The sequence below is a fragment of the Deltaproteobacteria bacterium genome (assembly GCA_016933965.1).
In the GTDB taxonomy this organism is placed as follows: Bacteria; Desulfobacterota; Syntrophia; order Syntrophales; family UBA2210; genus JAFGTS01.
Genome location: JAFGTS010000029.1, coordinates 43,012 through 55,472, shown reverse-complemented (window position 1 = coordinate 55,472; position 12,461 = coordinate 43,012). Strand labels below are relative to the sequence as shown.

The 12,461-nt window shown below is 55.5% G+C and carries 11 protein-coding genes; 8 read left to right on the top strand and 3 right to left on the bottom strand.

Translation table 11 applies throughout. The features are described 5' to 3' along the window. Positions 1 to 96: 96 nt before the first annotated feature. The 5 genes from JXO48_06965 (at position 97) to JXO48_06945 (ending at position 8,147) form a co-directional block, all read left to right on the top strand. Positions 97 to 2,739: a PAS domain S-box protein gene (locus JXO48_06965; GenBank protein MBN2283614.1), complete on the top strand. Its 2,643-nt coding sequence runs from the start codon at positions 97 to 99 to the stop codon at positions 2,737 to 2,739. Positions 2,740 to 2,747: 8 nt separating this feature from the next. Continuing rightward, a complete protein-coding gene (locus JXO48_06960; GenBank protein MBN2283613.1) occupies positions 2,748 to 4,142 on the top strand; it encodes a sigma-54-dependent Fis family transcriptional regulator in 1,395 nt (464 codons plus the stop codon). Positions 4,143 to 4,423: 281 nt separating this feature from the next. Then, positions 4,424 to 4,666: a hypothetical protein gene (locus JXO48_06955; GenBank protein ID MBN2283612.1), complete on the top strand. Its 243-nt coding sequence runs from the start codon at positions 4,424 to 4,426 to the stop codon at positions 4,664 to 4,666. A gap of 319 nt (positions 4,667 to 4,985) precedes the next feature. Beyond that, on the top strand, positions 4,986 to 7,571 hold the full coding sequence (locus JXO48_06950; protein ID MBN2283611.1) for a leucine--tRNA ligase: 2,586 nt from the start codon (positions 4,986 to 4,988) through the stop codon (positions 7,569 to 7,571). Between the two features lie 57 nt (positions 7,572 to 7,628). Next, positions 7,629 to 8,147, top strand: a complete 519-nt coding sequence (locus tag JXO48_06945) for an LptE family protein (GenBank protein MBN2283610.1) — start codon at positions 7,629 to 7,631, stop codon at positions 8,145 to 8,147. Between the two features lie 10 nt (positions 8,148 to 8,157). On the opposite strand, the gene rpsT is transcribed toward JXO48_06945, so the two are convergent. After that, a complete protein-coding gene (rpsT, locus tag JXO48_06940) occupies positions 8,158 to 8,430 on the bottom strand; it encodes a 30S ribosomal protein S20 (protein ID MBN2283609.1) in 273 nt (90 codons plus the stop codon). Positions 8,431 to 8,568: 138 nt separating this feature from the next. Here rpsT and JXO48_06935 point away from each other — a divergent pair, with 138 nt between their 5' ends. Genes JXO48_06935 through JXO48_06925 form a run of 3 tightly spaced genes read left to right on the top strand, consistent with a single transcriptional unit; the run spans position 8,569 to position 10,700 of the window. Beyond that, positions 8,569 to 9,339 (top strand): TPM domain-containing protein, encoded by a 771-nt coding sequence (locus JXO48_06935; GenBank protein ID MBN2283608.1) that lies wholly within the window; start codon positions 8,569 to 8,571, stop codon positions 9,337 to 9,339. Between the two features lie 14 nt (positions 9,340 to 9,353). Further along, entirely contained in the window at positions 9,354 to 10,082 is a 729-nt protein-coding gene (locus tag JXO48_06930) for a hypothetical protein (GenBank protein ID MBN2283607.1), read from the top strand. A 39-nt stretch (positions 10,083 to 10,121) separates the two neighbouring features. Further along, positions 10,122 to 10,700: a LemA family protein gene (locus JXO48_06925; protein MBN2283606.1), complete on the top strand. Its 579-nt coding sequence runs from the start codon at positions 10,122 to 10,124 to the stop codon at positions 10,698 to 10,700. 92 nt (positions 10,701 to 10,792) lie between these two features. Here the strand turns inward: JXO48_06925 and JXO48_06920 are convergent, their stop codons facing one another. Beyond that, complete coding sequence (locus tag JXO48_06920) at positions 10,793 to 11,581, bottom strand: glucose 1-dehydrogenase (protein MBN2283605.1); 789 nt, start codon at positions 11,579 to 11,581, stop codon at positions 10,793 to 10,795. A gap of 34 nt (positions 11,582 to 11,615) precedes the next feature. Further along, positions 11,616 to 12,443, bottom strand: a complete 828-nt coding sequence (locus JXO48_06915) for an NUDIX domain-containing protein (protein MBN2283604.1) — start codon at positions 12,441 to 12,443, stop codon at positions 11,616 to 11,618. Positions 12,444 to 12,461 lie beyond the last annotated feature (18 nt).

The window sequence follows — 12,461 nt, the reverse complement described above, 5'->3', positions numbered from 1 at the left end:
CTTGATGCTTGCATCTTCCGGCCGAATATGCCATCAATTTCCTTCAAGTATCACACACATTACCGTTAAAGCCTGTCTATCCGGGAGATTGTGAACATGCCCCCGAATACCGAAGTCGACGACTCGCGAGACGACATCCGCAGTCCCTGGATGCGCATCCAGGTGTTCATCGTTTTCATCACCGCCGTTGCCGTGGCCTTGACGGCATTTCTCGGTTACCAGACCTACCAGGCAAGCCGGCAGGCAGCCCTGAGTCAGTTCAATGAACAGCAGTTGATTCTTGCCCGCTCCGCCGCCGCAGGTATCGAGACCTACTTCAGCGAGGTGCGCGCCGCGCTGGTCTCGGCAACAAAGGTCAGATCGATCCAGCTGATGACACCGACCTGCCTGGAATACATGCAGAACATGTATCTCGGCTTCATTCCCCGGACCTCGATCCGGCGCATCGACGAGAACGGGTATCTTAAGTGCATCTATCCCTCCGATGGATGGCGTGAGGACCTGATCGGCAGGGATTACGAAGAAGACCAATACTTCAAAAACGCACGGGAAACGGGGAATGTCATCCTCTCAGGCATCACCGTCAACGAAATAGGGGAAAACCGTATCAGAATGGCCGCTCCCGTGTACACGAGGGGACCGGGAGAGGATGATGACAAGATTTTCAAGGGCATTCTGGTCGTCTCCTTCAACCTGCAGTCCATCGCAGATGTTTTCATCTCCCCCATCGTTTCGGGAGAAACGGGATATGCCTGGCTTATCAATCAGGAAGGGTATTTTCTTGCCCACTACTTCGAGGACTTCGTGGGCAGGAGCGCCTTCACGGTGAGAAGGGAAAAAGCCCCGGAACTGTCCTTCGAATCGATCAACAACATACAGCGGGGAACGCTTGCCGGAAGGGAGGGGATCGGCCGTTATATCTCGGGATGGCACCGCGGCCAGACAGGGCGGATCGAGAAGCTCATCGCTTACTGCCCGGCACGGGTCGTCAACCAGACCTGGTCGGTCGCTGTGGTGGCACCCACCGACGAGGTCGATTACATCCTGCGAAGCGCGGGAACAACCGCCCTGAACACCTTCGCTTCCATCATTATCATTCTTCTCATCGCCGGTGGATTTACCTTTTTCACGACACACCGATGGTCCGAGCTCCTCAGGAGGGAGGTACGGAAACGGACGAAGGAGCTCAGGGAAAACGAAGCGCGGTTCCGGAGCCTTTTTGAAGGGGCACCGGACGCCATATTCCTTGCCTCGACAGATACGGGAATCATCATCGATGTGAATCCAGCGGCCTGCCGCCTGCTCGGAATGTCGAAGAACGACCTGGTGGGCCTGCACCAGTCCCGCCTGCATCCACCGGAACACCGGCGTGATGCCGCCACCGTGTTCAGTAATCACGCCAAACGGATCGACCCCATATCCGAGAGCATCGTTCAGCGGATCGACGGAACGCAGGTCCCCGTTGAGATCATGTCGGAGCTCATAACCATTCAGGGTGAACGGGTGATGCAGGGAATTTTTCGGGATATCACGCAGCGCAAGCGAACAGAGAACCGCCTGCGGGAAAATGAAGAGCGGTTCCGCCGGATATTCGAAGGGGGGGCACTCGGCATAGCGGTCCTGAGCCTCGGCTACCGGTTCGAGCAGGTCAATACCCGGATCTGTTCAATGCTGGGCTATGAAGAATCCGAACTGATCGGCAAAACATACCTTGACATCACCCACCATGAGCACGCCGAACAGGACAAGAAGGAAGTGGCGCGATTGTTGCAGGGTGATGAGCGGTTTTATAAGACCGAAAAACGGTACATAAAGAAAGATGGAGGATTCATTTGGGCAAGCCTGACCGCTTCCGTCGTTCAGGATGAAAACGATAAGCCCCTCTATTTCATTGCAATGATTGACGATATTACCAACAAGAAACGCGCGGAAGATGAAAAGAAGCACCTGGAGGCCCAGCTCCTGCACGCCCAGAAAATGGAAGCCCTGGGAACACTCGTGGCCGGCGTCGCCCACGAGATCAATAATCCCGTGAACAAGATCATTTTCGATATGCCGCTTATGCAAAAGGTCTGGAATGATGTAATCCCCCTGATCGAAGAGGACGCAAAAAAGAACCCCGGCGCAAAGTACGGCGGCCTCACCTATGATTTTCTGAAGGAAAACCTCCCCGTCCTGCTCGCGGACATGAAGATGGCGGCGAACCGGGTTGTCAGGACCGTTGAAAATCTCAAGCATTATTCCCGGCAGTCGAGCATATCGGAAAAAGTGCCCGTTTCCGTGAACCAGGCCGTTGAAAACGCCATCCGTCTCATCGAAACAACCCTGAGAAAGTCGGGCATCAATCTCGAGCTGAATCTCTCCGGTGACCATCCCATGATCGAAGGCAATCTCCAGAGCATCGAGCAGATCGTCATGAACATCACCATTAACGCCGTTCAAGCCCTTGATGAATCGGGCGGCACGATCCGCATATCCACGGAGCTGAAGAAGAGATCACGGAAGGTGGTCCTCTCCATCGAGGACAACGGTAAGGGTATCGACCCCTCCATCGCGGACAGGATATTCGACCCCTTCGTCACGACACGACAGTCCGAGGGAGGAACGGGACTCGGACTTCCCATCACGTACAACCTCGTGGAAGCTCATGGAGGACAAATTTCCTTCGAGAGCACCCCCGGAAAAGGGACAACCTTCACAATCCTCTTCCCGGCCGTTCCCGCCGATACCGGAAGGTGATACACGTAATGGAATCGATACCCCGTCAGAATACACCGGTTCTGGTCGTGGATGATGATGTGGGCCTTCTGCTCAGCATGAAGGCGGCGCTGATCAGCGCCGGCATGCCGGAACCGGCACTGATATCGGACAGCCGCCGGGTCATGGATTTTGTCCGGAACAACAGTTTTCATCTCATATTGCTCGACCTGGTCATGCCCAACCTGGGCGGCATGGACCTCTTGAAAGAGATAAAGGAGGAATTTCCTTCCATTGAATGCATCATCGTAACGGCCGTCGACGATGTGGCCTCCGCGGTCCAGGCCATGAAATACGGTGCCTACGATTACCTGGTAAAACCAATCGACAGCGAAAAACTCATTATCGTCGTCAACCGCGCACTGGAGCGGCATAACCTGAAGAACAAGCTCGCGCTCTTCGAAAGAAACCCGCGATTCAAGGACTTGAAACATCCCGAGGCGTTCAGCCATATGATTGCCGCCGACCCTTCGATGGCAATGGTTTTCCACCAGGTGGAAGTAGCGGCGCCCACGGATTACAATATCGTCATTACCGGTGAGTCCGGAACGGGTAAAGAAATGATAGCCCGGATCATCCACTCTCTGAGCAATCGTTCCGACGGCCCTTTTGTGGCCGTAAACATGGCATCTTTCAGCAAGACCCTCTTCGAAGATGACTTCTTCGGTCATGAAAAGGGCGCTTACACGGGAGCCGTCTCGGACAAAAAGGGATTTTTCGAGGCCGCCCGCGGGGGAACGCTCTTTCTCGATGAAATAACCGAACTGGACCCGTCACTGCAGGGAAAGATGCTCCGTGTCATCCAGGAGCGTGAATTATACCGCCTGGGCAGTACGAAAGTGAGAAATGTGGACATACGGATCATATCGGCAACGAACAAGGACATCCTGGATGAGATCCAGAACGAACGATTCCGCGAAGACCTCTTCTACCGGCTGAACATGTTCCACATCAAAATCCCCCCCCTGCGGGAACGAGAGGACGACCTGCGACCCCTGGCCGAGCATTTCATGAAGATCCACGCGAACAAGAACAGCAAAACCATACTTTCCATTGAACCGGAATTGATCCACTGCCTGATGGCACACCCCCTGCCGGGGAATGTCCGGGAACTGGAAAACATCATCGCCAAGGCCGTTCTGATGGAAACGAGCAGCACCCTGACACCGGCCGCTGTCAGCGATCTTCTTTCCTCGTATACCCCGCCATTGAGAAGGGCCGAGGATATCATGACGCTTGCCGAACTTGAAAAGATACATATCCGCCATGCCCTTGAAAAAACACACGGAAACCGGACACAGGCGGCAAAGATCCTCGGTATCGGGCTGCGAACCCTTCAGAGAAAACTGAAAGAATGGCAGGAGTTCTCCGACATGCCAGATTGACATTCTCCATGTCAATCTGACACAGAGAGGCTATCATCTTGATCCTGCTGCATATCTGAACGACATTCCCATCACATACGTCATACCGGCAATCCAGGAAGACCCGTGATCGCATGTTTCCCACCTGCCGGAAGCAGCGTCAACGACAACCGATCCAAAGAGAGTGGACCTTCAGGAAAGAGGGTCCATCTGGCACGATTTGTGTATGTAATTATGACAAAGATTGTCAATGCTCGCAAACGGACAAACAGCCCGTCGGCAGAGGAAAGGAGGTCGGTCAATTGTCGACAGATATCAAGGGAGGACCGGAATTTCATGAACCGCAAACATACACGGCGGATTTCGCAAAGCAGGCTTCAGAGTCCGGTCCTCCCCACACCTTCTCCGGCGGGAACGACATGATCCGGTCGAGGCTTGAGCATGACGCCCTCGAAATCATATACAGATACTACGGTACAAGATACGGCTCATTGAAAGAGGTGAACATAACGGACCTGTTGAAGATACCTCATAGCCGCGCCTGAATATACGCCATGGCCGACCTGCAGGACGGCATGGCCTGATCTCATGATTCTTACCAAGCGGTGGGTGGTTTTCCTTCCCTCCTTTCCGCCCACCGCGCCCCCCCCGAAGACGACCTGAGGGAGACAACTCCGCTCAGTTTCCATAGAGACCGGCGGCGGGCTCAGCCCGCCGCCGTTTTTCATTCATATCATGACGCCCTTGCAACATTCACGAAGTGGTAATAGATGAGACATCTCAATCTCTTCTTTGATTGTCGGGGAATTTGTGATAAGAGTCCTTCGTTGATTTTCATATATAAAAGCGTCATTCGGAGCAACCATGAACAGAAAATACAAACCTCACGCGATAGAAGAAAAGTGGCAGAAATACTGGCACGAGAACGACACCTTCGCCGTCGATGAAGACCCCGGGAAGAAAAAGTACTATCTCCTCGAAATGTTTCCCTACCCATCGGGAAAAATTCACATGGGACATGTCCGGAACTATACGATCGGGGACGTGGTGGCCCGGTACAAGAAGATGAGAGGGTTCAACGTCATGCACCCCATGGGATGGGACTCCTTCGGAATGCCGGCGGAAAACGCCGCCATCGAGCATGGGATCCATCCATCGAAATGGACGAACGAAAACATCGCCTACATGAAAAGCCAGTTGAAGCGCATGGGTTTCAGCTACGACTGGAACAGGGAGATCTCGACCTGCGAGCCCTTTTATTACAAGTGGGAACAGCTCTTTTTCATCTGGATGTATAAGAAGGGACTTGCCTACAAGAAAGGGGGTTCCGTGAACTGGTGCCCGCAGTGCCTGACGGTCCTGGCAAACGAGCAGGTCGAAGCGGGCCAGTGCTGGCGGTGCGGCACTGAAGTCATCGAAAAACATCTCGACCAGTGGTTCTTCAGGATCACGGACTACGTTGAGGAACTGCTCGACTACTGTGACAAACTGCCGGGCTGGCCCGAACGGGTCCTGACAATGCAGAAAAACTGGATCGGGAAAAGCCACGGGTGTGAACTGGTCTTTCCCATGGCCGATTCGGATGACGCTATCAGGGTGTTCACGACCCGCCAGGACACCATCTTCGGCGCCACCTTCATGCTTATCGCCGCCGAACATCCGCTGGTAATGGACCTCGCCCGGGGAAAACCCTGCGAAAAGGAAGTGACCGATTTTGTGGAGCGGGTAAAAAAACAGGACAAGATGGTCAGGACCTCCGATTACTATGAAAAAGAAGGCGTCTTTCTCGACGCTTACTGCCTGAATCCGGTAACGGACGAAAAGATGCCCATCTATGCGGCGAACTTTGTGCTTGCCGACTACGGGACCGGCTGCGTCATGGCTGTTCCGACCCACGATCAGCGCGATTTTGAATTCGCGAAAAAATACGACCTTCCGCTGGTGGTGGTCATCGACAATCCCGATGCTCCCCTTGACGCGGCGACCATGACGGAAGCATACGTGGACGAAGGAGTTCTCATCAACTCGGGACGTTTCAACGGCATGAAAAACCTTCAGGCCCTTGACGATATCGCCGACCACCTCGAATCGATCGGACGGGCGAGACGCACGACGGAATACCGCCTCAGGGACTGGGGCATATCGCGGCAGCGCTACTGGGGGGCCCCGATACCCGTCACCTACTGCGAAAAATGCGGCACCGTGACCGTGCCGGAAAAAGACCTGCCCGTTGTCCTGCCCCAGGAAGTGGAGCTCACCGGGGAGGGAGGGTCTCCGCTGGAGCGGATGGAAAGTTTCAGGAACACCACCTGTCCGAACTGCGGCGGCCCCGCCGTCCGTGAAACGGACACTATGGACACCTTTGTGGAATCATCCTGGTACTTCGCGCGATACTGCTCCGCCGCCTTCGACGAGAAGCCGGGATTGAACAGGGAACAGACGGATTACTGGATGCCGGTGGACCAGTACATCGGCGGGATCGAGCACGCCATCCTCCACCTCCTCTACGCGCGGTTCTACACGAAGATGCTCAGGGATTTCGGCGTCCTCGGGGTGGACGAGCCTTTCACCAACCTGCTTACCCAGGGTATGGTGTGCAAGGAAACAACGCGGTGCCGGAAACACGGATACCTCTTCCCCGATGAAGTGAAGGACAATTGCTGCATACACTGCGGCGCCGAGGTCATCGTCGGGAAAACGGAGAAAATGTCAAAATCCCTGAAGAACGTGGTAGACCCGAACCATATCATCGAGGAATACGGGGCGGACACGGCCCGTATCTTCTGCCTCTTCGCGGCGCCGCCGGAGCGTGACCTGGAATGGAGCGATCAGGGAGTGGACGGTTCATTCCGCTTTCTGAACAGGGTCTGGCGTATCGTCATGGACTATCTCGACGACATCATGGGCATCGCGCCTTTTGATAACGGGCAGCCCCTGGAGGGAGACCTGAAGAAGCTGAACCGGAAGATACACCAGACCATTAAAAAGGTTACCACCGATATTGAAGACCGGTTCCATTTCAATACGGCGATCGCCGCCGTCATGGAACTGGTCAACGTTCTCTATCAGACGGGACGGCCCGCAGCGGGTGATGAAAGGGCCCTGGCCGTTATCAGAAAAGCCGTCGAAACCGTCATTGTTCTTCTCCATCCCATTGTGCCGCACATAACGGAGGAGCTCTGGCAGGCGATCGGCGGCACGGGAATGCTGTGCGACATGACCTGGCCGTCCTTTGACGCGGAGACGGCCTCCGAGGAGGAAATCACCATTGTCATACAGGTGAACGGAAAGGTGCGCAGCAGGCTCCAGGTCGCCGCCGATGAAGCGGACGAGGTCATAAAGGAAATGGCGAGAAGTGATGAACGGGTGCGGCAGTTCATCGGAGATCACAACATCCTGAAGGAAGTGTATGTTCCGAAGAAGCTCGTCAATATCGTTATCAGTGCGTAGCTCCCCGCGACAGGGCCGGCATCCCGCCGCGGGGGAGAAGCGGGAGAAACAACGATCATGATGAACCGGATATATACTCTACTGTTACTGTACCTTATCGTCTGCACGGGATGCGGGTACCACTTCGCCCCGGCCGGTGAACATTTCGACAAGAGCATCCGAACCGTTTATGTGGACACCTTCTCAAACCTTACCGGTGAGGCGAACATCGAAACATACCTGCGAAACGGTCTCATCAGCGAGTTCAGGACCGGAGAGCGCTTCACCCTCGTCTACGACAGGGATGCGGCGGACGTCGTGCTTTCGGGAAGCATAACAGGCGTGGCGGTATCTCACCTGAGCTACGCAAAGAACGATATCGCCAAGGAAGACCGGGTAGCGATGACCGTCTCGGCCACGCTTGCAAAAACCGGCACGGACGAGGTTCTTTGGGAAAACAAAAGCCTCTCGGGAAGAGAGGCCTATCGGGTGGCAACGGATCCCGCGATAACGGACAGGAATAAAAAGGAAGCCCTCAAGAAACTCTGCACCGATCTTGCTGAATGGGCATACCGGGACCTGATGGCGGGATTCTGAATCGGGAGAACTACTCCCCGGAGGTCAGGCTGTTCACCTTTCGTGTCAGCCGTGAGATCTTGCGCGCCGCATTGTTCTTGTGAATGATGCCCCGGGATGACGCCTTGCTGATCACGCGCACGGCTGTGGAGAGCGTCTCCTTCGACAGGGTGGCGTTGTTCTCTTCAACAGCTTGCAGTACCGCCTTGACCCGGGTCTTGACATGTGACTTGGCCGATACGTTCCGCTGTCTCTTGCGCTCGCTCTGCCTCATTCTCTTTTCAGCTGACTTGTGGTTCGCCAAAGAAACACCTTCCTCGTGGAGTATTTTCAAAGGCTGTTTTCCTATATTAGATTTACCATCCTGTCAAGTTTAAAAATGTGCCAACATCGGCCTTTTATGGTATGTATGGCACGGACCGCAACGAAAAGGACCCTTATCGTGAAGACGGACAGATATTGTTTACCTTTTTTTATTCTCCTGGTGTTGTTCCTTCAGGTATCGACCCTTTTCGGGGCAGAGCCGTTCCCGCAACCCGTCGGTGCCGTCAACGATTACGCCGGTGTGCTCTCCGAACAGTACCGGCGCTCCATGGAATCGCTTGCCAGGGAAGTTCTGCAGAAAACGGGGGCATCCGTCGTGGTGGTCACCATGAAAAGCATCGGCGATGCCGATACCGACGAATACGCGAACCGGCTCTACGAGGCATGGGGCATCGGAAAAAAGGGCGAGGACCGGGGTGTTCTCATTTTTCTTACCCTGAAAGAGCGGCGGATACGGATCGAGACGGGCTACGGGCTTGAAGGGATCCTGCCGGACGGCCGCGTCGGTCAGATCCTGGACACTTACGTCGTGCCCTCTCTCAAGAAGGGCGACTATGAAAAGGGACTCTATAACGCGGAAGCGGCGGTGGCCGCCGTCATCGCGGCGGATGCCGGCGTTTCGCTCGAGGGGACGCCCTACCGGGTGCCGGCGAAGAGAGAACGATCAAGACCGGCGGCCGATTTCCTGTCCTATGTCGTTTTCATACTCCTGCTCACCCTCCTTCTGGGAACCCGCCAGGGGAGAAGGATGCTGCCCTTCATCCTGCTCATGATGATGATGGGCGGCAGAGGGAGCGGCGGTGGCGGCGGATTCGGCGGATTCGGCGGCGGATTCGGCGGATTCGGCGGCGGCATGAGCGGCGGCGGCGGCGCCGGCAGAGGATTTTAAGGAAAGGCGGGACCATGGTTAAAGTCAGTAATCCCAAGGACTTATTCCCAACCATCATCGAAGACTACCGAAACATCTTCAGCGACGGGCTTCAGTCCATTATTCTGTATGGAAGCGCCGCGGGAATCGATTATCAGCCCGGCGGGTCGGACATCAATTTTCTCATCATCCTGAGCGAGGATGCCATCGGCGCCATCGAGGCGGCCCTCAAGACGGTCGCGCGGTGGAGGAAAAAGAAGGTGGCCACTCCCCTCTTCATGACGAAACAGTACATACTTTCCTCCCTGGACTCATACCCGCTTGAGTTCCTCACCATGAAACACGAGCATGTTCTCGTATTCGGCGAGGATGTGCTCGAACCGCTTGTCTTCGACGCAGGAGACCTCAGGCTCCAGTGCGAACGTGATATCAAGGGAAAGCTCGTGCTGCTTCGCAGGGGCTTCCTTGAAACGGAAGGCAGGGACAGGCACATCAGGGAACTGATCGCGGCGTCCCTGACCGCCTTCATATCCATATTCAAGGGCCTGCTGTATCTCAAAGAACAGGATATCCCCCCGTCACGCCGGGAGGTCATCGGCGCCGTCGCCGACACATTCGCCCTTGACAGGACGACCTTCTTGCGCTGTCTGCAGATCAAGGAGGGTACGGGACGGTTTTCACCGCAGGAGGTACGCTCCCTCCTGAAGAGCTACCTTGCGGAAATAAAAAAATTATGGGAAGCTGTGGACCGCATGGAGTTGTAGAAAATTTTCCGGATCGCGTCAAAAAGGAGGAGGAAACCGATGAACAAAGGATCACGGAATGCCATTATCGTCATTGCCATCATTGCAGTGCTCATACTGATGTCTTACTCTTACGTAAAGGGAATGTACAACAGCTTCGTCACCCTGGACGAATCGGTCAGCGCGTCCTGGGCCCAGGTTGAAAACCAGCTTCAGCGACGCTATGATCTCATTCCCAACCTCGTGGAAACGGTCAAGGGGTTCGCCTCGCAGGAGCGGGCGGTATTTCTGGGCGTTGCCGAGGCGCGATCGAAGGTCGGACGGGCGGACAGCATACCCGACAAGATCGCCGCCAATAACGAGCTGTCGGGGGCGCTGGCAAGGCTGCTCGTTACCGTGGAGCGATATCCCGACATAAAGTCCGATCAGAACTTCATCAGGCTCCAGGACGAACTGGCGGGAACGGAGAACCGCATCGCCGTGGAAAGACGCCGGTACAACGAGATGGTGAAAACTTACAATATCAAGGTCAGGACCTTCCCGTCGAATCTCTTCGCGAGCATGTTCGGTTTCGAAAAAGCCACGTTCTTTGAAGTTCCCGAGGCGGCCACCGCGGTACCGCAGGTGAAATTTGAATAAGCCGTGAAAAATGGGCTGCCGCCATAAAAGACGGTCAGCCGGCAGAATCGAGGCGGGTCCGGAATGACCCGCCTCTTTTTTTTAAGGGTTCCTTATTTCGCCAGCATGCCGCCGTCGGCGATCAGCACGTGTCCCGTCATGTAGGCCGACGCGTCCGACGCGAGAAACACGGCAATCCCCTTCATATCATCGACATCACCGATCCTCCGCAGAGGGATGTCATCGAGGGTCATATCGTAGGCGGCCTTGAATTCCGGTTTTTCGATATAGGCCATCATGTCGGTCCGGAAAAACCCGGGGGCAATGGCGTTCACCCGGATATTGTAGGGGGCCAGCTTTACGGCAAGATTCATGGTCAGCACATTGATGGCCGCCTTGCTTGAATTGTAGGCCACGGCCGGATGGGCCATTTCCTCGGACCCTTTGAATCCCATGACCGAAGAGATGTTGATGATGGTCCCCCCGCCCTGCTCCTTCATCATGGCGGCAACCTTCTGGGTCAGTATCCAGACACCCCTGACATTGACATTGAAGATCTGGTCCCACCGCTCCAGGGGAAATTTCAGTGTCGGCGCCCCCCAGGTGGCACCGGCATTATTGACCAGTATATCGATACGGGGGAACTTTTCCCGCACCGTCGCCAGCATGGCGTCGATATCTTCTTCCCTGGCGATGTCGCAGGCGACGGGCAGAACCGTTGCGCCATACGCCGACGACAGTTCCTCCGCGGCCTTTTCGAGATTCTGCATTTTTCGGGATACGATGATGACATTCGCCCCCGCCTCAACGAAACCGGTGGCGATAAATTTACCGATACCCCTTCCACCACCCGTGACCAGGGCGGTTTTCCCCTTAAGACTGAACAGTTCCTCCAGCTTCATAGATGGACCTCCTCTGAATTAATGGCATATTTCTCTATCGGACTGACGGCGGTATCCGTTTGAACACCCTTCCATCAGGGGCATATATGGTAATTCCCTCTTTTTCATCAACATCCACCCTGATGCAGTGTGATGGTATCTCCTTGCGCGCCGTGGAGAGGATCGCGTCATCGACGGTCGCGTATCCGTCCAGTTCCTCCAGCGTCATTACCGTGGGGACCACCATGTCGAAGGCGCCGCTCTCGTATGCATCGAGGGCCTCCCGGGGTGTCAGCCAGCGGTGTTTCGTCAGCTCCACGCCGTCATGAACAGCATCCTGGCCGGCCGGGGCCCGGCCGATGAAGAACCGTGTATCGTATCGTATCGGCGCCGCTTCCGGGGTGATCCAGTGCGAAAAATAATGGAGCCGATCCGCAGCCAGCGTCAGCGATTCACGCACCAGGAATTCATAGAAACCCAGTGAGCCGTCACGGAGGGCCTTTCGATAATCTCCGAATCTGTGTAACTCTTCATTATCGGAAGCGCAAAAGAGGGTCCCGTCACCACGGTAGGCCATGAGCAGACCGACCTCCTCAAAGGTTTCCCGGATAGCCGTGACCCACGCGCCGAGCGCTTTTGCCGGTGAGGCGGCATTGGCAAGCGCCTGATACGCCGCTTCGCATGTCCTGCCAGCGCAGAGAACCCCCATTCCGGGCGTGAAATCCTCCTCTTCCATCGCCCCGCCGGGAAAGACATAGGAACCAGGCACGAAATCGCTCTTTGGATGGCGATGCACCATAAGAACTTCCATCCCACCGCCACCCGAACCGTTGCGGTCGCGAAGCAGGATCACCGTCGCCGCGTCCCTGGGACGTACCGCCATGAAGAAAATTCCCCTTTC